General features: G+C 42.8%; 23 protein-coding genes. 1 reads left to right on the top strand and 22 read right to left on the bottom strand.

Features of this window, described 5'->3' with window-relative positions; genetic code table 11:
- The first annotated feature begins 1 nt into the window (after position 1).
- Positions 2–991, top strand: coding sequence for a M23 family metallopeptidase (locus LOR49_RS02320; protein WP_240374490.1), 990 nt, complete (start codon positions 2–4; stop codon positions 989–991).
- A 29-nt stretch (positions 992–1,020) separates the two neighbouring features.
- Here the strand turns inward: LOR49_RS02320 and LOR49_RS02315 are convergent, their stop codons facing one another.
- The 22 genes from LOR49_RS02315 to LOR49_RS02215 all read right to left on the bottom strand — a co-directional run bounded on the left by LOR49_RS02315 (position 1,021) and on the right by LOR49_RS02215 (position 22,617).
- Positions 1,021–1,137: a methionine/alanine import family NSS transporter small subunit gene (locus LOR49_RS02315; RefSeq protein ID WP_275899455.1), complete on the bottom strand. Its 117-nt coding sequence runs from the start codon at positions 1,135–1,137 to the stop codon at positions 1,021–1,023.
- Position 1,138: 1 nt separating this feature from the next.
- On the bottom strand, positions 1,139–2,659 hold the full coding sequence (locus LOR49_RS02310; protein ID WP_240374489.1) for a sodium-dependent transporter: 1,521 nt from the start codon (positions 2,657–2,659) through the stop codon (positions 1,139–1,141).
- A 121-nt stretch (positions 2,660–2,780) separates the two neighbouring features.
- A complete protein-coding gene (yunB, locus tag LOR49_RS02305) occupies positions 2,781–3,587 on the bottom strand; it encodes a sporulation protein YunB (RefSeq protein ID WP_240374488.1) in 807 nt (268 codons plus the stop codon).
- 62 nt (positions 3,588–3,649) lie between these two features.
- On the bottom strand, positions 3,650–4,135 hold the full coding sequence (locus LOR49_RS02300) for a dihydrofolate reductase (RefSeq protein ID WP_240374487.1): 486 nt from the start codon (positions 4,133–4,135) through the stop codon (positions 3,650–3,652).
- The gene (locus LOR49_RS02295; protein ID WP_240374486.1) at positions 4,132–4,926 is read right to left on the bottom strand and encodes a thymidylate synthase; all 795 of its coding nucleotides are present in this window, start codon (positions 4,924–4,926) and stop codon (positions 4,132–4,134) included. Before LOR49_RS02295 ends, LOR49_RS02300 begins: the two co-directional genes overlap by 4 nt.
- 334 nt (positions 4,927–5,260) lie before the next feature.
- Positions 5,261–5,563 carry a YunC family protein gene (locus LOR49_RS02290; RefSeq protein WP_240374485.1) on the bottom strand — a complete coding sequence of 101 codons (303 nt, stop codon included), beginning with the start codon at positions 5,561–5,563 and terminating at the stop codon, positions 5,261–5,263.
- A 70-nt stretch (positions 5,564–5,633) separates the two neighbouring features.
- Positions 5,634–7,040 (bottom strand): bifunctional metallophosphatase/5'-nucleotidase, encoded by a 1,407-nt coding sequence (locus LOR49_RS02285; protein ID WP_240374484.1) that lies wholly within the window; start codon positions 7,038–7,040, stop codon positions 5,634–5,636.
- Positions 7,041–7,093: 53 nt separating this feature from the next.
- Complete coding sequence (locus LOR49_RS02280; RefSeq protein ID WP_240374483.1) at positions 7,094–7,957, bottom strand: DUF72 domain-containing protein; 864 nt, start codon at positions 7,955–7,957, stop codon at positions 7,094–7,096.
- 84 nt (positions 7,958–8,041) lie between these two features.
- Positions 8,042–9,439, bottom strand: coding sequence for a Fe-S cluster assembly protein SufB (sufB, locus tag LOR49_RS02275; RefSeq protein ID WP_240374482.1), 1,398 nt, complete (start codon positions 9,437–9,439; stop codon positions 8,042–8,044).
- Positions 9,440–9,521: 82 nt separating this feature from the next.
- Entirely contained in the window at positions 9,522–9,971 is a 450-nt protein-coding gene (gene sufU / locus LOR49_RS02270) for a Fe-S cluster assembly sulfur transfer protein SufU (RefSeq protein WP_240374967.1), read from the bottom strand.
- A complete protein-coding gene (locus tag LOR49_RS02265) occupies positions 9,958–11,181 on the bottom strand; it encodes a cysteine desulfurase (protein ID WP_240374481.1) in 1,224 nt (407 codons plus the stop codon). The genes sufU and LOR49_RS02265 overlap by 14 nt, the downstream gene beginning before the upstream one ends.
- Positions 11,181–12,491: a Fe-S cluster assembly protein SufD gene (sufD, locus tag LOR49_RS02260; RefSeq protein ID WP_240374480.1), complete on the bottom strand. Its 1,311-nt coding sequence runs from the start codon at positions 12,489–12,491 to the stop codon at positions 11,181–11,183. Before sufD ends, LOR49_RS02265 begins: the two co-directional genes overlap by 1 nt.
- 25 nt (positions 12,492–12,516) lie before the next feature.
- Entirely contained in the window at positions 12,517–13,311 is a 795-nt protein-coding gene (gene sufC, locus LOR49_RS02255) for a Fe-S cluster assembly ATPase SufC (RefSeq protein ID WP_240374479.1), read from the bottom strand.
- Positions 13,312–13,591: 280 nt separating this feature from the next.
- Positions 13,592–13,723: a YuzK family famiily protein gene (locus LOR49_RS17800; protein ID WP_476693200.1), complete on the bottom strand. Its 132-nt coding sequence runs from the start codon at positions 13,721–13,723 to the stop codon at positions 13,592–13,594.
- A 219-nt stretch (positions 13,724–13,942) separates the two neighbouring features.
- Positions 13,943–14,329 (bottom strand): carboxymuconolactone decarboxylase family protein, encoded by a 387-nt coding sequence (locus LOR49_RS02250; RefSeq protein ID WP_240374478.1) that lies wholly within the window; start codon positions 14,327–14,329, stop codon positions 13,943–13,945.
- Between the two features lie 207 nt (positions 14,330–14,536).
- Entirely contained in the window at positions 14,537–15,649 is a 1,113-nt protein-coding gene (locus LOR49_RS02245; RefSeq protein WP_240374477.1) for a transposase, read from the bottom strand.
- 11 nt (positions 15,650–15,660) lie between these two features.
- Positions 15,661–16,059: an IS200/IS605 family transposase gene (gene tnpA / locus LOR49_RS02240; RefSeq protein ID WP_240374476.1), complete on the bottom strand. Its 399-nt coding sequence runs from the start codon at positions 16,057–16,059 to the stop codon at positions 15,661–15,663.
- A gap of 247 nt (positions 16,060–16,306) precedes the next feature.
- On the bottom strand, positions 16,307–16,690 hold the full coding sequence (gene gcvH, locus LOR49_RS02235; protein WP_240374475.1) for a glycine cleavage system protein GcvH: 384 nt from the start codon (positions 16,688–16,690) through the stop codon (positions 16,307–16,309).
- A gap of 49 nt (positions 16,691–16,739) precedes the next feature.
- Complete coding sequence (locus LOR49_RS02230; protein WP_240374966.1) at positions 16,740–17,096, bottom strand: arsenate reductase family protein; 357 nt, start codon at positions 17,094–17,096, stop codon at positions 16,740–16,742.
- Positions 17,097–17,226: 130 nt separating this feature from the next.
- Positions 17,227–19,011, bottom strand: a complete 1,785-nt coding sequence (locus LOR49_RS02225) for an acyl-CoA dehydrogenase family protein (protein WP_240374474.1) — start codon at positions 19,009–19,011, stop codon at positions 17,227–17,229.
- A 17-nt stretch (positions 19,012–19,028) separates the two neighbouring features.
- Entirely contained in the window at positions 19,029–20,207 is a 1,179-nt protein-coding gene (locus LOR49_RS02220) for an acetyl-CoA C-acetyltransferase (protein ID WP_240374473.1), read from the bottom strand.
- Positions 20,208–20,229: 22 nt separating this feature from the next.
- A complete protein-coding gene (locus LOR49_RS02215) occupies positions 20,230–22,617 on the bottom strand; it encodes a 3-hydroxyacyl-CoA dehydrogenase/enoyl-CoA hydratase family protein (RefSeq protein ID WP_240374472.1) in 2,388 nt (795 codons plus the stop codon).
- Positions 22,618–22,783: the final 166 nt, after the last annotated feature.

The following is a 22,783-nucleotide window of genomic DNA, read 5'->3' as shown; positions in this document are numbered from 1 at the left end:
TATGAAAAAAATATTTTTCATTTTTTTAACAATCTTATTGACTGCTTCTTTATTAGTCCCAGTTGTTGAAGCAAAAGAAAAGACAACGGATACGGACAAGTATCAAGAACGTCTTTTCCTTTATAAACAGATGGAGGCGCTCACCCAAGTCCCGTGGTACTGGCTTGCCGGTGTAGATTCTTATGAACGGGGGCTGCGCGGAGCACGAAAGGATCGTGACAGTGCTGACGGGTTTATTAGTATTTATTATTCCCCAAAAGAATGGGCTGGTCCACTAAACCCTAATATAGAATCTGACGTGCCTGCCGACATCTCGTTTTTTGGCGGGGTGGGACTTGACGGCAACGGAAACGGAAAAGCTTCTCTTCAAGAAGATGCCGACGTTTTATTTACTTTTGCTAATTATCTCTCTCAATATGGATTCGATGACGAAAATATTAAAATCGGCCTTTGGAATTATTATCACCGGGATCAAGCTGTTAATATCATTACAGGACACGCCAGGATCTTTAAAAAATACGGAAAAATTGATTTAGAAGAGAAGCATGCTTTTCCTGTGCCTCTCCATTACAATTACAGTTATCGCAGCACATGGGGCGATAAACGAGGCTGGGGAGGCCGGCGAATTCATGAAGGCACTGATATTTTTGCCGGTTATCAAACCCCGGTACGGGCAACAAGGTATGGGATTGTTGAATTAAAAGGATGGAATAAGTACGGGGGTTGGCGAATCGGTATTCGTGACTTAACAAACACCTATCATTATTTCGCCCATTTAAGCAGCTTTGAAGAAGGGCTTGAGAAAGGAAAAATAGTTGAACCCGGGGAAGTGATTGGATATGTAGGGAGTTCAGGATACGGGAAGCCGGGGACGCAAGGTAAGTTTCCGCCCCATTTACATTACGGGTTGTATCGGGATAACGGCTACAGCGAATGGTCCTATGATCCTTACCCCTCTTTAAAAACGTGGGAAAGAGCAGAGCGTAACTAAAAGAGTCCGGGAAATTTCCCGGACTCCCCTTACTGTATTTTTTTCTTTTCCTTGGAAACTTTTCGTGCGTAAAGAAGGCTTGTGATCAGACCACCCCAAATGATCACCATTCCCAGTATCATCATAAAAACAGCGCCTAGAGACAAGTTACATCGCCTCCTTGTCAAGCTTTTCTTTGTTCTTCCAACGGATTACACTTAAAAGAATACCGACCACGAGGGCAAATAATGCAACTGCCCATCCACTGTAATTTATAAAGATATCCGAATAACCTTCATAGTTCCCGGTGTCCGTATCAAATTCACGAAGAAGGTTCTGTTTAAATAAATCAAACATCATATAACCGAGAACGAGCGGAGTGATAATACCAAGGCAAAATTTCCAAAACCCGCCAATTTTAATATCTGACGTAAGGTTTGCATGGTTTTTTAACGTGTCAAGCTTTCGCATAAACCAGGCAATCGCCACGACTTCCACCAAACCAACAAGCGCAACACCAAACTGGTTAATAAAGTAATCTGCCGCATCAAGGAAATAAAGCCCGCCTCTTGTTGCATAAAGCAAAGAAATAAGAGCTGCCAGGCCGCCTCCTATCAGCACGGAGGTTTGTCTGGAAATCCCCAGTTTTTCCGAAAAGCCTTTTACGTACGTTTCTGAAATGGAGATCAAGGACGATAACCCTGCCAATACGAGAGAAACAAAAAACAAAACGCCAAATAATCCATTTAAAGCCGGGAATTCATTGATTATTTGCGGGAAGACAACAAAGGCAAGTCCTACACCGCCTTCTACAACCTCTTTTACCTCCAGACCAGATTGCGATGCCATAAAGCCAAGGGCAGCAAATACTCCAATCCCCGCTAACAATTCGAAGCTAGAGTTACTAAAACCCGTGATAAAAGCATTGTTTGTAATATCGGATTCTTTTGGCAAATAGCTGGAATATGTAATCATAATTGCAAAGGCAATGGAGAGACTAAAGAAAATCTGCCCGTAAGCTGCCACCCACACTTCTCCGGATGTAATAGCCTTAAAATCAGGTTCAAAAAACGCCTGCAGTCCTTCCAATGCACCCGGCAAGGTCACAGCGCGAAGTACAATAATTAAAAACATCACGACAAGAGTAGGAATGAAAACGCGGTTAGCCATCTCGATCCCTTTTTGAACACCGCGGAAGAGGACTCCCAATGCGACTATCCAAACAAGTGCCAGCGGAATAAGCACAGATGGTACTAACCCGCCTATTTGTCCAGCCCCGTCGGCTAGCTGTAAATAATCTCCGTATAAAAAAGCTTCGGTATCTTCTCCCCATGCCAGGTTAAAGGAGAAAACAGTATACGAAATCGCCCATGCGACGATCACAGAGTAGTAAGTGGAGATAATGAAAGCTATGACAACTCCCCACCATCCGACCCACTCGGCTTTTTTATTCATTCTCGAAAAATTAAGCGGGGAAGAACCCCGGTATTTATGCCCGACTGTGAATTCCAATATTAATAATGGGATTCCGGCGGTTAGAAGAGCAAATAAATAGGGAATAAAAAATGCGCCTCCCCCGTTCTCATAGGCGGTAGCGGGAAAGCGCCAAATGTTCCCCAGGCCAATCGCCGAGCCGACTGCAGCCATAATGAAGCCCGCGCGCGTACCCCATTGTTCTCTTGTGCTCATGAGGTTAACTCCTTTCTATCTAAATGAAGCTAGTGAAGAAAATTCAGACAACATATTTCGAGGCCAAAAAACATTATAATTACTTCTGGCACGCTTGTCAAAAGCTCTTTTTGCTTTTTCCCTATTCTTCTTCGATATTCATTATAGTATCCATCTCACTTTGTTGCAAAATAGCAGGTGCAGGCATTTCCCCGTCCCCGGCATTATAGAACTCCGGAACTTCTCCCGAAACAAAGACCATTCCAATTGGTACGGATGTGGAAACTTCTGCCGTATCGGTTGCAAAGGGGATGACGATACGCACATCTACTTTGATATCAATCGATACTCTTAAGTACGTATTGTTAATCCCTGACTCCATGATTGATTCACTCATCGTCGAGCTTACATCCCCTATCGCCGAAAAACGAACCGGGATACGCGGGCCTAACTGGGCGAGCAACGCATTGTTTGTCGCCTGTCCTAATGGTATATAGTGGATAATCCCTTTTTCCGAGTATTTGTCCGTTTGCAACTCTTGTTTTATCTTTTCTGAAAGTCCCAATTCCTCCACTTTGCCATCCTCGACCATCTGTAAATAATCATGGACACGGATAGTCGTTTCAGCTAAAACTTGATTATACATTTTGGGATTAAAGTTTACCGATGTAATCCGCCCATCGTTGTCTTGTTCCATGTCAATCATCTTTTCGAGATCAATGTTTTTTATTATTTTTGTAGAAATTGCATCATTAATCGCGTGCGTTGCAATCTTTTTTGTTTCCATTCGCGCAATCGCCATCAGCGTAGGCCTTATTCCCTGATCTACCAGCCAAACACCTTGAACTGTTAAAACGAAGAAAAGAATAATAGAAATTAGTAAAATATAGCGCAAGGGGAGGGGACCTTTTTTTCGTGCCGTTCTTTTAAAAAGCCCAGACTTCTTCATAAAAAAACCCACCCTTCTTTACCCCTACCATGTGTATGCAAAAAAGGACGGGTTAACGCCTATTATTCCATTTTTCTCGTTAACGTGTAATAAGTATGAGGGTACTTATTTTTATCATCAGTTGGACCCTCTTTTCTGTCTACTACATTCCACTCTTCCTCATCAAATTTTGGAAAAAAAGTGTCCCCTGTAAATGCGTCATGAATGATGGTCAGATAAAGTTTTTCTGCGTGGGGGAAAAATTGTTCAAACAACGTCTCTCCACCAATTACATGCGTTTCCTGTGTTTTACTAATGTCTAACACTTCTTCCACCGTAGAAACAATGTCGCATCCTGGTGCTTGATAGTCTCGATTTCCTGTCATGATAATGTTACGCCTTCCCGGGAGCGGCCTACCAATGGACTCATATGTTTTTCTCCCCATAACAATTGGATGACCCGTGGTTACTTCTTTAAAATGCCTAAGGTCGGCAGGCAAATGCCAAGGAATGTCATTATTGTTACCAATTACTCTGTTCTTATCCATTGCCACGACAAATGCAATCATACGGAGACCTCTCCTTTAATGTGAGGATGAGGATCATATCCTTCTAATTTAAAATCTTCAAATGTGAAGCCAAATATGGAATCTACCTCCGGGTTGATTTTCATCTCTGGGAGCTTCCGAGGTGTTCGCTGTATTTGCGTCTTTACTTGTTCCATGTGGTTCGTGTAAATGTGAGCATCCCCAAATGTATGTATATATTCATGAGCCTGCAAGCCGCATACTTGAGCGACCATTTTAGTAAGCAACGCATAAGATGCAATGTTAAAAGGGACGCCGAGAAACACGTCTGCACTGCGTTGGTACAATTGTAAGGAAAGTTTGCCGTCATTTACGTAGAATTGAAAAAGGCAATGACAAGGCGCGAGGGACATGTCACTTATTTCAGCAGCATTCCAAGCACTTACAACGAGCCGCCGGGAGTCTGGATTCACCTTTATTTCGTTAATGACATCAGCAATTTGGTCAACTGTTTGTCCGTTTGCGCCTTCCCATGACCGCCACTGTTTCCCGTAAATCGGCCCTAAATCTCCGGTTTCATCTGCCCATTCATCCCATATCTTCACTTTGTTTTCTTGAAGGTAGCGCACGTTTGTATCTCCCTTCAAAAACCAGAGGAGCTCGTAAATAATGGAGCGTAGATGCAATTTTTTTGTTGTAAGAAGCGGGAACCCTTCTTCTAAATTAAAACGCATTTGCCACCCAAAAGTGCTGACAGTGCCCGTGCCAGTACGGTCACTCTTCTCCGCGCCGTTTTTTAAAATATGCCTGCAAAGTTCCAAATATTGTTCCATGGTATTGCCACCTTTACATCCTCATTTTTATTGTCTCACCATCATACTACAACCGGTGTCGCCGGTAAAATTGCCTGATCGATTAAAGAGGGTGGGAAATGGTAAAGGGTTTTCCTTTACCAAGTTGGCTGAGATTGCCCCGGAAAGTATTTTGACGGAGCGGCGGTAGCAATTGCTACCCTCGCCAAATAATCCGAACTGATTGTTTGCAATCGTTCGGATTATTGGAGAATATCCACTTGTTCCAGCCGTTTCTATTTCAGAAGTTACAGTCGACATACACTTCACTTTCCATGCGGTACTATTCCCGAGCAACCAACTTACGGAATGAACCTTACGCAAATTTTTTCATAGCATCTTTTCCTGTCATCCCGGCTTTTACGCCGAGTTCTTCGGCTGCTTTTGAAACCGATTGAAGCGGTGCCTCTACCAGTTGATCAATGGTACGTACCCCGAGTGCCCTTCCTGCAGCTATCTTCCGTTTCGGATATTTCCCGTTCAGGACCTCTATATCTAATGCTCCACACATAATGTAACCTTTTTCACCGGAGACGATTAAAAGTGTTGTTTCCGGCAATTCAACTGTTGTTGCTGTAAACAGCTGGCCATCAAGTGATAAGGGACTTACTGTAACCACTCTCATCCCCCTCCCTTTCTTTTTCTCTGATTATCATATGAAAAAAGAAAAGAAGTGGAAGGTTGTCCTGTTAACTTGGATATTTTTTTTGGAGAATAAACATCAGTACATCTCGGATCGTCTCGGGCATGAAGTACTTTTTTGGACCGCTTTGCGCAAGTCCCGGATAAAGAGAACCGAACGTGAACATATCGGCAGTTGCTAGTTTATACGTTTCTTCGGCCTTTATGGGTTCACCGTTTATTACGATCTGCCGTACAGTCTTGCTTCCCCCGTCTGCCATAACTATTTCAGCACCTGCAAATGCCATCCTCCCTAACTTCTCTCCACGAAATCCCAGACCTCTCAATGGAAGATTGATCATTTTTTCTGTAAAGGAAGAAGCAATCGTTTCCTTTAAGATGGAACCTTTTACCTCAACAAGACACGGATTAATTGGATGTGGGCAAATTCGGTGGACATCTCCTTTTGTAACCGGTCCTGCAGGCAATGATTCTAAAAGCAGGCCGGAATTCAACATCGCTATATCTGCCTGACACCATTCCCTAACACCTTCGGTCAGCAAATCCGCAAACAGAGACGGAGAGTCCCAGGAGATGGGAACCTCCTCTGGCATACAGGCAATTTCTTCTGCCAAACAATAATCTGCTTGCATCTGTAATTGTTCCACTAACTGCTGCGTGCGATAAGACGGCTCTTCTATACTAACATCCACTGCTGCTCCGTCTTTTTTAATGATTTGATTCGTTTTTTTATCGTACAACAGTTGGACTGCTCCCACATAATAACTGCCACGTCCACATTGGGCGATCAGCGTATCATGCACGATGACGGATGATTTCAATAAGTGGTGTGTATGTGCCCCCAAGATAACATCGACTCCCGGGAAACGACGTGCCACTTCTTCGTCCTGAGGGTAGCCAAGGTGGGAAAGCAAGATAACGATATCTGCCTGTGGCCTCACCGTACGTAACACTTCTGAAAGAACTTGAAATGGATCTCTAATGTCCCAGCCTAATTCTGTATAAAAAGGGTAGAACGGTACGGTTAAGCCAATCAGGCCTACCCGAACACCTTCCTCCGTGTTTACGATAGTAAACGGTGATGCCCATCCGGGACGGCTTCCATCCTCCTCAAACAAGTTCGCTAAGAGGACGTTAAATTCAGCATTTTCATAAAGCGTGTTTAATTCCTCTTTCGATAGAGTTATTCCTTCGTTGTTACCGATAGTAGCATACTGGACTCCAGCTTCGTTTAACAGTTCCACATTCCCCTTACCACGGCTTGCTTCCGTGATCGGATTAGCAAGATCGGCGTGGTCGCCGATATCAAAGAAAAAAGAAGTTTCCTGCTTTCTATGATGAAAGGTCTGCCGCGCTTTCAGAAAAGAGACAGCGGCCGGCCATTGCTTAAGATTGCTGTGTAGATCATTTGTATGGTACAGGTATAAAGGTACTATTGATTCTGAGGAAGACAAAGCTTGCACCGCCCTTTTCCAATGATATCGCCATGCACTATCTTTACATTTTACTATGAGTAGGGGGGATCAAACAAAGAAATTTGCCTTGGAGCAAGCCCCTCATATTCTATACCGGCTAAATTTAAAAATTGCTTTGCGTTAGGTGCCGCATGCCCGCCGGAATTATTGTTAAAAACAACGTATACAATACGTGAATTCTTTTCTAGTTTTTTAATCGCTTTTAGGCACTCCTCAAGCTCTGTTTTCGAGTAATCATACAAATAACGTGTTTCCCGCCAGCTTTTACCCTTTACTGGTCGTCTCCAAGCTTCTCTGTTTCGGCCATGCAAGCGCACAAGGGTCTTGTTAGAGTCCGTCGGCTCCAGCACCATGGGCACAGATCCCGGTTCCACTTGCGGCTCATCACAAATGCTATGTATCCAATTTTGGTTTTTCATAAAATCCAGTGTTCGTTTTTTAAACTCCGCTGAGAACCACGATTGATGCCGAAACTCTAAGGCACAAGGAAATGAAACAAGTTGTTCACGAACGTATCGTAAATATTGAACATTTTCTTTTGAGCAATGAAACCACGGAGGAAATTGACAAAGAATCATGCCAAGTTTTCCAGCTTGCTGTACAGGCTGTACAGATTCCTTAAATGCTTGAAACATCTCCTCTTTAGAAGAAAAGGGAATCTCCCCCCGTTGATGACCTGTGATACCTTGGTATGCCTTTACCACGAAGGAAAAGCGATCAGGTGTTTGATTCAACCACTTTTCATAGTTTTTTGCAGGCTGAACAGCATAGAAGGATGCATCTATTTCTACAATTGGGAAATGACTGCTGTATACTTCTAATTTGTCTCCCGGCTTTGTGCCAGGTGGGTATAAAGAGTGGTGATCTCCCCAGCCGGTGAGCCCTGTATAAATCATTGTCCTCCCTCCCTCACTTCACAGATTAACGAAACTAAAAAGCGAACCCGAAGAGGGTTCGCTTTTGGTTTCGGTGTTGGCTTATTAGCCGATAGACCCTTCCATTTCAAAGCGGATGAGACGGTTCATCTCTACCGCATATTCCATTGGAAGTTCCTTCGTAAACGGCTCAATAAAGCCCATTACGATCATTTCTGTCGCTTCTTCTTCAGACACTCCGCGGCTCATTAAATAAAAGAGCTGTTCTTCTGAAACTTTCGAAACAGAAGCTTCGTGTTCCAACGTAATGTTATTATTATAAATCTCGTTATATGGAATTGTATCAGACGTTGACTTATCATCCATGATTAACGTGTCACACTCAATATTCGCTTTTGATCCGTCTGATTTTCTTCCGAAATGAGCGATTCCCCGGTACGTTACTTTCCCACCGTGCTTCGATATTGACTTCGAGACGATCGTAGAGGAACAGTTAGGTGCAAGGTGCATTACTTTCGCTCCTGCGTCTTGATGCTGGCCTTTTCCGGCGATAGCAATCGATAGAATGGTACCTTTCGCTCCCGGTCCACGCATGATAACGGAAGGGTATTTCATCGTAAGCTTCGAACCGATATTTCCGTCGACCCATTCCATCGTTCCACCTTCGTCAACAACGGAACGCTTTGTTACCAGGTTATAAATGTTAGGAGCCCAATTTTGGATCGTCGTGTAACGGCAGTACGCATTTTTCTTAACAATAATTTCTACGACGGCACTATGCAGCGAGTCAGTAGAGTATACAGGCGCCGTACAGCCTTCCACGTAATGAACGGAACTGTCTTCATCCGCAATAATAAGTGTTCGTTCAAACTGCCCCATGTTTTCGGAGTTGATCCGGAAATAAGCTTGCAACGGAGTATCCGTTTTAACACCTTTCGGAACATAGATGAACGATCCGCCCGACCAAACTGCAGAGTTTAAAGCGGAGAACTTATTATCTGACGGTGGAATCACTTTTCCAAAATGTTCTCTAAAAAGATCTTCATTTTCTTTAAGAGCCGTATCTGTGTCTTTAAATACAATCCCTTGTTTCTCCAGATCTTCCTGCATGTTATGGTAAACCACTTCTGATTCATACTGAGCCGAAACACCGGCCAAATATTTTTGTTCTGCTTCTGGGATACCTAGCTTATCAAATGTGTTTTTGATCTCTTCCGGTACTTCATCCCAAGATTTTTCAGAGCGCTCCGACGGCTTAACGTAGTACGTAATGTCATCAAAGATAAGGCCAGTTAGATCACCGCCCCATTGAGGCATCGGCATTTTATAAAATAGCTCTAGAGATTTCAACCGAAAGTCAAGCATCCATTCCGGCTCTTCCTTGATCTTAGAAATCTCCCGTACGACTTTTTCTGTCAATCCACGCTCGGAACGGAAAATCGAAACATCTTTATCGCGAAACCCATATTGATACTCGCCAATTTCAGGCATTTTTTTAGCCATGTGTGAATGACCTCCTTATAGGATAATCAAGCAATTCCTCTAAATATAGAATCTAGAGCTATCAGCAACAACGTTGAAACGTTTAGTTATGGTCGTCTTCATTCAGGCCCTTCTCCATGGCCTTCCATGCTAGTGTAGCACATTTAATACGTGCTGGAAACTTTGTGACCCCTTGCAGAGCTTCAATATCTCCCAACTCATACGTTTCGTCGTCGTAATCTTCTCCTTGCATCATCTGAGAAAAGATGTTTGACATTTCCAAGGCTTCTTCTACAGGTCGCCCCTTTACTACTTCCGTCATCATCGAAGCAGATGAAAGACTAATGGAGCAACCCTCTCCGAGAAATTTAGCGTCAGAAATTTTGCCGTCCTCCACTTTGAGCTGCAGTTGGATACGATCTCCGCAGGTCGGGTTATTCATATTGATATGAAGGGTTTCTCCCTCTAAATCTCCGCGGTTGCGAGGATTTTTGTAATGATCCATAATAACTTGACGGTAAAGAGTGTCGAGATTGCTGCTATGCAAAGACATCACCAAAATACTCCTTTGTCTTAATTAAACCTTCTGCAAAGGCATCTATTTCTTCCAACGTGTTATACAAGTAAAAACTGGCTCGTGCTGTCGCTGTAACATCCAGCCATTTCATTAGCGGCTGGGCACAGTGATGGCCTGCTCGAACGGCAATCCCTTCAGAATCCAGGACTGTCGCTACATCATGAGGATGAACCGTATCAATATTAAAGGTAATTAATCCGGCTCTTTTTTCAGGACCATAAGTGGTAATACCTTCTACTTCTTCCAGCTTGCTGCAAGCATAGTCAACCAGCTTCTTTTCATGTGCTGCAATGTTGTCCATTCCTACATCTTCAAGAAAATCAATTGCTGCCCCTAAGCCAATCGCTCCAGCAATAATCGGGGTACCGCCTTCAAATTTCCACGGAAGCTCTTTCCATGTAGAGTCATGCAGGTCAACAAAATCAATCATTTCACCGCCAAATTCTACCGGTTCCATGTTTTCAAGCAGCTGCTTTTTACCGTAAAGCACCCCAATACCAGTGGGACCTACCATTTTATGGGCAGAGAACGCAAAGAAATCACAGTCCAATTCTTGAACATCTACCTTCATATGAGGTACAGTCTGCGCACCGTCCACCACTGTTACAGCACCGTGCCCGTGAGCAATTTTAGTGATTTCTTTTATCGGATTAATCGTTCCGAGTACGTTTGAAACATTTGTGATGGCGACAATTTTAGTATGGGACGTAATTGTATTTTTTACATCTTCCAATGAGAGTGTTCCATCTTCTTGCATCGGAATGTACTTCAACTTTGCTCCCGTTGCTTTAGCCGTCTGCTGCCATGGAATGATATTACTGTGATGTTCCATCTGTGTAAGAACAATTTCGTCTCCGTCCTTTAGAACAGACTTCCCATAGCTTTCAGCTACCATATTAATAGCAGTAGTCGTGCCCCGTGTAAAAATAATCTCTTGGGTGCTGGCCGCATGAATGAATGAGCGGACTTTTTCACGAGCCCCTTCATACGCATCTGTCGCTAAACTTCCCAAAGTATGCACACCACGGTGGACATTCGAATTATAGCGACGGTAGTAATCATCCACCGCTTCAATAACCTGAAGCGGCTTTTGGGAGGTAGCCGCACTGTCCAAATAGACAAGCGGCTTGCCGTTAACATCTTGATCTAGTATCGGGAACTGTTTACGAATTTCTTTGACATCCATTAATAAACTTTCCTTTCAATCACTTCTGTCAAACGTTCTTTCACGGCCTTGATCGGAAGCTCATTTACCACTGGCGCTAAGAAACCGTGAATGATCAAACGCTCCGCTTCTTTTTCGGATAATCCGCGACTCATTAAATAATACATCTGCATCGGGTCAATGCGTCCAACAGATGCCGCGTGTCCGGCCGTTACATCATCCTCATCTATTAATAAGATCGGGTTAGCATCGCCCCGTGCTTTTTCACTCAGCATTAACACCCGCTCTGTCTGTTCACCGTTCGCTTTCGTGGCACCCTTTTCAATTTTAGTGACACCATTAAATATGGAAGAAGCTTTATCTTTCATCACGGCATGGGTGAGAATCTGGCCATCCGAATGTTTACCGTAATGATTAATGTGCGTTACGAAATTCTGGCTCTGATCCCCGCGCCCAATCGAAACCGATTTTGCATCTGCATATGAGCCGTCGCCAAATAGAATAGTCGTATTATCCGACACAGTGTTCCCTTCATTCATTTGTCCAAGGGCCCACTCAATGCTGCCGTCCTTCTCTACATACCCTCGTCTGGAAACGTAAGTTGTAATTCCTTTCTCAAAATGGTCAACGCCACCATAAGAAACTTTGGCTCCAGGTCCGGCGTATACTTCTGAAATAATATTGGCAACTGACTTCTTTTCCTTTTCGAATGATACGTAGTTCTCCAAGTAAGTAATCTCACTATTGTCTTCTGCTACGATAATTACATGGTTGAACAACGCCAATTCCGGATTGTCCTGCCAATAAATAGTTTGAAGTGGTTCCTTCACCTGTACATTTTTAGGAACATAGATGAAAGTCCCGCCATTTAAGAGTGCTGCATGAAAAGCATTTAAGCGGTGTTCATCCACCTTGACCGCCTTACCCATAAAATATTTTTTTAGGAGGTCGCTATGTTCTTTAGCGGCCGTCTCAAAATCAAGAAACATAACGCCTTGTTCAGTCAACTGGTTGCTTACAGAATGATACAAAGGACGGCCATCTTGAAAAACAATTAAATTCTGGTTGTCCGAGCTTTGATCAATTAGTTTCTGTACATCTTCGTGAAGGTCTTTTACTGAATCAACCAAATCCTTACTGTCAGCTTCATGTTTAAATTCTGTAAAATTCCATGTTTTTATATTTGTTTTTTCCGGCTTTGGAAGGTCTAACTTTTCAGCCAAGCGAAGGGCGGCCACACGCTCTTCGGTAAGCCAGTCAGGTTCTCCGCGCCGCTTTGAATAAGCTTTTACGTATTCCTCATCGTAAGTATTTCGTGTATCTACTGGCATTTCACTTACAGCCTCCTTTCTCTATTTATGCGTTTTGTTCTTGCTCTCCGACTTTTTCATTTTCAATACCAAGTTCCTCTTTGATCCAGTCATATCCTTCTGCTTCCAGACGCTGGGCAAGTTCAGCACCCCCGGACTTCACAATACGTCCTTGCATGATGACATGGACTTTATCTGGTGTAATATAGTTAAGCAAACGTTGGTAGTGTGTAATCACCATACAGCCAAAATCAGGACTTCTCATTTGATTAATGCCTTCCGCAACTACTTTTAACGCATCAATATCCAGGCCAGAGTCAATTTCGTCTAAAATAGCAAATTTAGGTTCCAACATAAGCAACTGGAGAATTTCATTACGCTTTTTCTCACCACCTGAAAATCCTTCATTCAAGTAACGTTGAGAGAACGACTGATCCATTTCCAGCTTTTCCATTTCTTTATCCATCTTACGGATAAATTTCATTAAGGAAATTTCATTACCTTCACCGCGTTTTGCATTAATCGCGGAACGCATAAAGTCAGAGTTTGTGACCCCGCTGATTTCGCTTGGGTATTGCATCGCAAGAAACAGTCCGGCACGAGCACGCTCGTCCACGTCCATTTCAAGAATGTTCTCTCCGTCCAGTAACACTTTACCGGCCGTGATATCATACCGTGGATGCCCCATAATAGCGGAAGCAAGTGTCGATTTACCAGTCCCGTTCGGTCCCATGATGGCGTGAACTTCCCCGCCTTTTATTTCTAGGTTAAAATCTTTAATTATTTCTGATCCATCAATTTCTACATGAAGATTCTCAATCTTAAGTGTTGACGCTGCCATGTAAACAACCTCCATTTATTATTGAAAGGAATGAGATACCTTTCTATTCTCAATTTATTCTCATTACAATCTTATAACAAATCCAGATAAACTTCAAGAGATGGGTTTGTTCCTTATATTCTGGCCTAGTTAGCTCTTTAATAAAAGTAAGATTGTACTCTTTATCCAATGATAGTGGAATTGGATAAATAAGAAAAGGGAACCACCCCAAAGAAAAGTTTTTGGAGCGGTTCCCCTCGTTCTCTTTAATTGTTTTTTAACACACTCTTTAGAAAAAAGCCTACTTATTCTGAAACTGAGCTGTCAGGCGCCGGCATTGTTTGTATTCGGTTTCTCTCGATTGCTCAACTTTAATCCGTTTCGTTAAACTGTTATTGTACTCGGCATATCCAAATCCGTGAGATTGATGCATTGCCTTTTCCATAGAATCCGTATGAGGATTATTTTTAATTGCGTGGATAACAAATCCATCCTTTCTGTGTGTCGAACACATAACTAAATATACCACGTCAGCTTTGCATGCACAAAAAGCGTATGTGACGATTTTTTTTTATTATTTGGACTTAGAAAGGATGGATTATTGTACATTTCATCTTATTTATAAATGCTTCCATATCCTTCTCATCTCTACCTAAGTTGTGACAGCTTCTTTTTCTTCCTGCAGTTCCGTTAGCGCTTCTTGAACGAGAGTCACCGCTTGACTCATAGCTGCACCACCGCCAAATGCCGCTGCTACTCCTATCGCCTCCAAGATTTCCTTTTCTGAACAATCTTGGTCCAGACAACCTTTTGTGTGGTAAATAATACAGTATTCGTCTTGTGAAAATATACTGATCCCCAAGGCAATTAATTGTTTATCCTTCTGTGACAAAACCCCTTTTGCAAAACAAGCCTCTGTAAAGGCGTTGTATTTGCGGGCAAGGTGCGGTATTTTTTCTGAAAACTGCTGTAATCCCTCTTTATATTCTTTTAGAGCTTGCTGGACAAATGAGGATTCATTACTTTTATCTTCAGACATCATACTCCCTCCTTTGCCCGCTTAGTATGTGAAAATCGTTGTGTTCTCATTCAATAAAGAAAGACGGACAACGAAGAGACAGTGAACTACTCCCACCACTTACCACCCTTCGGGTTGCTTGAAGTGGGGGCTTCTTGGGTAATCGTCACTTTTGGTAGCTGACGAAATTGACCAAGCTAACCCTCTTGTTCCAAGAGTTTATATTTTTTAGGCACTTGCTAATAAGCGAATACCTTCTTTCTTGATATTAAGTGCTGAATTGTAATCCCTATCAAGGTTTAGTCCGCAATCACATTGATAAATGCGTTCAGATAATTTGATTTCTTTTACTGAACCACACTTAGAACAAGTCTTTGTAGAGGGGAACCATTTATCTATTTTGATAAATTGTTTCCCTTGTTCTTTTAGTTTGTACTGCAAGAAAGAAGTGAACATTCCCCATCCATTGTCAGCTACGCTTTTACCGAATTTAAGTGCTTGCGACATACCTTTCATATCCAAATCTTCAATGACAACCGCATCATAATTCGTTACTAATTCTTTTGATTTATGGTGAAGGAAATTCTTGCGTTGATTAGCGGTTTTCTCTTGAATTTTAGCTACTCGAATACGTTGTTTATTCCAATTTGAAGAACCTTTCTTTTTACGAGAAAGTTTACGTTGTTCTTTTGCTAATTTCTCAAGCATTTGTCGATAAAATTTAGGGTAATTGGCTTTCTCACCTTCACTATCGACAAACAACCCATCCATCGCAAAATCTAATCCAACTACTTTTTCGATTTCCTTGCTTTTAATCTCCATCTCGTACTCAGTCAGAATAGAGATATAGTATTTTCCTGATGAAGTCATAGATAGAGTACAAGATTTGATTTTGTGTTTCAAAGGTATCTCTCTATGTTGCTTGATTTTTACCCATTTTAATTTAGGTAATTTGATATGACCATTCAACAATTGAATGTTCCCATTAACAACATTGGTTGTGTAGCTTTGTTTGTGTCGCTTACTTTTGAATTTTGGAAATTTAGCATTTCCCTTGAAAAAGGCTTTATATGCCTTATCTAAGTTTAGTTGCGTGTTTGCCAACGCTAACGAGTCCACTTCCTTTAGCCATTCAAATTCCTTTTTATATTTAGCAGGAGTAGGATGTTTTACCTTTTTCAATGCTTCTTTATCATCTTTTAGACTTTCATACGTTTCTTTTCGTTCTGCTAACATTTTATTGTAGACAAAGCGAACACAACCGAAAGTTTTTCGTACAATCAAAGCTTGTTCATCCGTTGGATATAATCGGAACTTATACGCTTTGTTTTGTTTGGTCATATCAAATCACCTCACTTTATCCTTTGATTTTCAATGTATTTTTTCACCATTTCAATAGGTGAACCACCAGTGGTCAACAAACAAAAACTTCTTGACCAAAACATTTCTTTCCATAACTTTTCACGAACATGAGGAAAGTCCTTTTTGATAAGTCTTGAACTGGCACTTTTATAGGCGTTAATGAATTTCGATAATTCACTGTTAGGTTGTGCTTTGAACAAAATATGAACATGGTCAATATCGTGGTTCCATTCGACTAATGTGATATTATATTTTGCACTCAATGACACAAATTTATCTTTAGCATAATCCGAAATCGTATCATCTATTACTTTTCTTCGATACTTCACGACTAGCACAAGATGGTAATACATTAAGAATACTGAATGGTTATTACTGTCTAATTTCATTATCATATCAATCCTTATATTTTATAAGACTGATTATAACATTTTGAGAAAAAAGACAAAAGAAAAAAGCCTTTGGGCTGTCGCCCAACCGAAATTCATCTCCCCCTTACCGTTGGGCTTTGCCCTTCACACGCTTGAAGAGGGAGACTTCTTTCGGAGGTGCGTTAAAAAAGCAGCCCGGATGTCATCCGGACTGCTCCCTCTTTCTTCTTCAGAGCGCGTATTTATATCATACGGTCTCTATGTATTAATCTTCGCTGACCATCTCTTCATATTCATCTGCAGACATTAATTCATCGATTTCCTCTTCATTTGAAGGTTCGACCACAATCATCCAAGCTTTGTCGTACGGTGATTCGTTCACAAATTCGGGAGAGTCATCCAGTTCTTCATTCACTTCAACAACTTTCCCGCTGAGCGGAGCATATAGTTCAGAAACGGTCTTGACAGACTCTACGCTGCCGAATGGTTCATCTGCTTCTATTTCATCACCGACTTCAGGCAACTCTACAAAAACAATATCACCAAGCTCCGACTGAGCAAAATCAGTAATGCCGATTCGTACTTTCTCGCCTTCTGTTTTCACCCATTCATGTTCTTCTGAATACTTCAAATCCTTTGGTAAATTCATCTTTTCACCCTCCATTTCAGAATTCAGTACCAATCTAAAGAAGCAAAGACTATTTCCATGTTTCCTCAAATTGGTCTTCCTTAAACCCAACTGTCACTTGTTCTCCGTTTGTGATCAATGGACGTTTGATCAGCATGCCGTCCGTTGCAAGAATATCGAGAAGCTCATCGGCTGTGGCGGTCTTCACTTTATCTTTCAAGCCAAGCTCACGATATTTTTTACCGCTTGTGTTGAAGAATTTTCTTAGCTCAAGACCGCTCTTTTTCCAAAGCTGTTCCAATTCTTCCCGGCTCGGAGGACTTGTTACGATGTCGCTTTCATTATAAGCGATTTCCTGATCATCCAGCCACTTTTTTGCTTTTCGGCACGTTCCACAGCGGGAATAGCCATAGTAAGTTAGCTCCACAGTAGTCTCTTCTCCCTCCACGCATGAAATCCCTTCTTATGTAACTGTTCTTTATGTTATCAAATGATTACCATCCTAACAATTTTTAAGAGGAGTTCCAGTTTTATTTTTCTAGAACTCCCCTTATTGCTTAAATTGGGTACCCTTTTCTATGCAAAACTCGGGATGCGATCTGCCGCTTCAATTGTATGACGTCTGTTGGCGTGTGTCGGGTGAGTTTACGCAGCATTCCTAACATTGTCCTTAATGTATCCCCTTCTTCCATGTGGACTAATGACTCTTTGGCTGCCGCTTCCGTACGGTTCATTGCTTCTTGGCAGTAGACACGCGTGCACAGCAGTTTTATTTGTTCTTTCGTCTCTCCGTTTTTTGCTACCGCTTTCTCTGTACGAATCAGGGCAGATTCCATCATATACACGTCGTTTACAATATTAGCTAATTTCATTAATAATTCTTGTTCTTTTTCCAAGGAACTTCCGTATTTCTGCACGCTGTTTCCAGCGATAAACAAAAATACTTTTTTTGCGTTTTGAAGGAGAGCATTCTCTTGTGCTAATGTTTTCTCCTCACGTTCTTCTGGCATCATATTCAGTAGTTCCTGCTGCAAAGCTTTAGCCTTCTCTAAAAACGGCAGTTCATTTTTCATCGCTTTTTTCATGATCGTATCTGGTATTAACAGCCTATTAATTTCATTCGTCCCTTCAAAAATGCGATTAATTCGGGAATCTCGGTAAATTGTTTCTATTTCATATTCAGACATATACCCGTATCCACCAAAAATCTGAACGGCCTCATCTGCAACAAAGTCTAATATTTCCGATCCGGCAACTTTATTTAAAGAGCATTCTACCGCATATTCCGCAATTGCTGCTGCCACTTTACTGCCATCTTCCTGTTCTCTTTCTGTCAATATGCCGAGCTTCTCTTCAAACAGACCTCCCGTTCGGTAAACAGAACTTTCAAGTGCGAATATTACCGCTGTCATCGTTCCTAATTTCTCCTGAATAGCGGGAAACTGACCTATCTCTGTCCGAAACTGCTTACGTTCTGTCGCATAGGCTGCAGCCAGTTCAAGTGCACGTTTTGAAGCCCCAACACAGCCTGCCCCGAGTTTATACCTGCCAATATTCAATATGTTAAAAGCAATGATGTGACCCCTTCCTGCCTCTCCTAACAGGTTTTCTTTCGGTACTTTTGCTTGATCTAAAAGAAGAGTCCGGGTCGACGAGCCTTTAATGCCCATTTTCAATTCTTCCGCGCCCGTAGTGACTCCTTCACATTCACGTTCCACGATAAACGCCGAAAAATGTTCTCCATCTATTTTGGCATAGACGATAAACACATCAGCAAATGCGGAGTTTGTAATCCATTGTTTTTCTCCATTTAAAATGTAATGAGTCCCCTCCTCATTTAAGACAGCTGTCGTTTTTGCTCCCAGCGCATCAGATCCTGAGCTTGGTTCCGTTAGGGCATAGGCTGCGATTTTTTCACCTATTGCTAAAGCAGGAAGGTATTTTTTCTTCTGCATCTCATTCCCAAAGAAAACGATTGGAAGGGATCCTATTCCTACGTGCGCTCCGTGACTCAGTGAAAATGCCCCCGCTCGCGAAAACTTCTCGGTAATGAGTGTAGAACTGATCTTATCAAGTCCGAGCCCACTATATTTTTCTGGTACATCTGTGCCTAAAAGCCCTAATTCCCCTGCCTGGAAAAGCAAATGCCGTGAGACGTCAAATTCCTGATTCTCTATTTTTTCTATTTGTGGCACCACTTCTCCCACTACGAAATCTTCGGTTGTTTTTGCGATCATTTTGTGTTCTTCCGTAAAATCTTCCGGGGTGAAAACCTGTTCCGGCCGAACATTTTCTAAGAGAAAACCGCCGCCTCTCTTACTGGCATGCAGTGTGCCGCTCATCTCTCATCCCTCCTAAATTATACCAACTCAAATATGCCAGCCGCCCCCATGCCGCCACCCATGCACATCGTGACCATGCCAAATCGTTCATTTCTGCGTTTCATCTCGTGTATGAGAGTAAGTGTCAGTTTCGTACCCGTGCAGCCAAGCGGATGGCCAAGCGCCACTGCACCTCCGTTTACATTCACCTTTTCAGGGTCGAGTCGTAAGGAACGAATCACTTGTACCGCTTGTGCAGCAAAAGCCTCGTTTAACTCAATCAAACCAATATCAGACAGCTTTAAACCAGCCAATTTCAATGCTTTGGGTACTGCTTCCACCGGGCCAATCCCCATTACTTCCGGACGAACTCCGGCCACAGCAAAGGAGCGAAACTTAACAAGGGCTTTCAGTCCTGCTTTTTCTGCTTGTGTACGCTCCATAAGCATTACGGCAGCAGCTCCGTCACTCATTTGCGAGGAGTTACCCGCAGTAACGGTTCCTTCTGGATGAAAAGACGGTTTTAACTTACGTAATACATCGATTGTCGTCTCCGGGCGCACTCCTTCATCTTCTGTAAAAACCACACGCTTCTCTGTTAATTTGTTCTGTTCATCGACTGCACGTGTTATCACTTCCACGGGTACGATCTCTTCTTTAAATTTTCCTTCCTTCTTGGCAGTAGCAGCTTTTTTTTGACTTTCCACCGCAAATGCATCTTGGTCTTCACGGGAAACATGGAACTCTTTGGCAACTTGCTCTGCTGTGTGCCCCATGCTCATATAGTACTCCGGCGCTTTATCGACGAGAGTAGGATTGGGCACCTTAACATGGCCGCCCATCGGTACGAGGCTCATCGACTCCGCACCGCCGGCAATCATAACGTTCGCATGCCCAAGCATGATACGTTCCGCCCCGTACGCAATACTCTGCAGACCAGATGCACAATACCGATTGATCGTTACAGCGGGAACGGAGGGCGGCAGACCAGCTAATGCCGCCATGTTTCTTGCCATGTTCATCCCCTGTTCTGCCTCGGGCATTGCACATCCGATCACGACATCTTCAACTTGTGCAGGCATCATGCCGCCTGCACGCCGTACTGTTTCTTTAATCGTTAATGCTCCGAAGTCGTCCGGACGCATATGCGCAAGTGTACCTTTTTTGGCCTTTCCGACTGGAGTTCGTGCCCCGGATATGATGACTGCTTCCTTCATTTTTTCCTCCTTTTGTATACAGTTAATTTCGCAATGGCTTTCCTTTTGTGATCATATGTTGAATGCGCTGCTGTGTTTTCGGTTCTCCAATAAGACTTAGGAAGGCTTCGCGTTCTAAATCCAGTAAATATTGTTCGTCAACAAATGTCCCTTGTGATACCCTTCCACCAGCGAGCACAAATGCAAGTTTGTCAGCTATTTTTACATCGTGATCTGTTGCCATCCCGCCATACTGCATCATTTTAGCGCCGAGCTTCATTACAGCATAGCCTGTTTCCCCAACGACGGGAATCTTTGCCCGCCGTCTTGGTGAAAATCCTTTTTTATCAAGGCTGAGAACTTCTTGTTTTGCTTGATAAACCCTATGTGCTTCATTTTTTACAATACTGTCAGCTGCGCCGAGATAACCATTCTCTTTTGCTTCCGCAGCTGAATTGGATACGTTTGCAAGAGCTATCTTCTCGAATACTAGATTAGCCGCCTGAAGTAAATCCACACTCCTGTCTGCCGGGATCCCTTCTATGTGACGGAGATACAATTCTTTATTCCCCCCGCCTCCCGGAATAAGGCCAACGCCCGTTTCCACAAGCCCCATATACGTTTCTGACGAAGCCTGGATACTCGTTGACGCGAGGCATACTTCCGCTCCTCCGCCGAGTGTCATCCCATGCGGCGCCGCTACAATGGGACGCTTGGCGTAACGTATCTGAGCCGTTGTCTTTTGAAATTGCCGAACAACCATATCCAATTCAAAAAAGTTGTCGTCCTGGGCTTCCATAAGGATCATCAGCAAGTTTGCTCCCACGCAAAAGTTCTTGCCAGTACTCCCAATGACCAGTCCTTTATAATTCTTCTCAGTTTCCGATACAGACTTCGTTATCATGTGTAAGATATCGGGGCCGATCGAATTGTTTGACGAGTGAAACTCCAGGTAAGCTACTTCGTCTCCGATGTCTATTAACGAAGCGCCGGCATTTTTAAAGATGACGCTCGTTCTATCACGATCGGCTATTACGGAAATCGCTTTAGGATTCTGTTTTTTCTCTTGATACTTGCCCTTATGATAAAAAGTATGGGAGTTCTTATAGAACGAGTCGAAACCCTTTTCTACCATCTCTTCTACCCACGCCGGCAACGTCTCCCCGTCTTTTTTCATTTTGGCGGCCGCTTTTTTCACTCCAAGGGAATCCCATGTTTCAAAAGGTCCCATTTCCCAGCCAAAACCCCACTTTACAGCGTCATCGACAGCCGTAATATTATTGGCGATCTCCGGCATTTTTTCAGCTGCGTACAAGAGCACAGGTTTTAACACGCTCCAGACAAATTGTCCTGCTTTATCGTCGGCGTACACCAATGTGTTTAATTTTTCCGCAACCGTTTTTGCCTGCTTTGCTTGTTCTATCGCAGCCGTACTCACTTGTTTACGAGGTTCATACGTTAATGAATCAGGGTTGAGTTCTAAGATGACATTTCCTTCTTTATCCGCCTGTTTTTTATAAAACCCCTGACCCGCTTTGCTGCCATTCCATCCTCTGGCTGCCATCTCCTCCATAAAAACAGGTGGCTTAAAAACCGCTCTTTCTTTATCATCTGCTTGTTCGTACACATTTTTTGCTACGTAAAGAAACGTATCCAAGCCGACAACATCAAGAGTACGAAAGGTCGCACTTTTGGGTCGTCCTATCACTTCTCCTGTTACCGAATCTGTTTCTCCTATGGTCCAGCCTCTTTTTAACATTTCCTGGACCGTTATTAAGAGGCCGTATGTCCCTATGCGATTGCTGATAAAGTTTGGTGTGTCCTTTGCCTGCACGACTTCTTTGCCGAGTATGTCTTCAGCGAACTTCACCATACATTCAAGCACTGAAGATTTTGTTTCACTGTGAGGAATGATTTCAAGCAGCTTTAAATAACGAGGTGGGTTAAAAAAATGGGTCCCTAAAAAATGGCTTTGAAAAGACTGTGTTCGTCCTTTCACCATTTCATGGATGGAAATTCCAGATGTATTGGAACTGACTATCGCTGTCGGATGTCGATGTTTGTCTACCAATCCTAAAACGTGCTTCTTGACAGCTACATTTTCCACGACTGCTTCGATAATCCAATCTGCTTCTTCTAAACGTTCAAGATCATCTTCCATATTACCCGTTTCAATCAGCACAAGGTTTTTCGTTGATGTAAGCGGTGCTGGTTTTTGCTTTAGCAATTGCTTCCTGGCTGAATCACTCAAGCGATTGCGGACTTCTTTGTCCTGAAGAGTTAAACCCAGTGTTTGTTCCGCAGGCGTTACCTTCTCAGGGACAATGTCTAATAAAAGAACAGGGATACCAGCGTTCACCAAATGTGCCGCAATCCCGGCTCCCATCACTCCAGAACCAAGAACTACGGCTTTACGAATGAAGCGTGCCATTCTCCCCCTCCTCTTTTCCGTTTTATTGTGAAAAATACGATGTTTTCTGACAAACATGACAAAAAAGGATGTTAAACAGAGCTTTAAAGATATTTAAAACACTTTAAATCGATAACAAGCAGCAGTGCCATTGCTCGGAGACTCTTGCAAAGTATTCATTCTTTCC

The sequence above is a fragment of the Bacillus piscicola genome (genome assembly GCF_022458745.1).
Classification (GTDB): domain Bacteria; phylum Bacillota; class Bacilli; order Bacillales; family Marinococcaceae; genus Alteribacillus_A; species Alteribacillus_A piscicola.
Note: the sequence above shows the minus strand (reverse complement) of the source record. Positions and strands in the feature narration are given on the sequence as shown.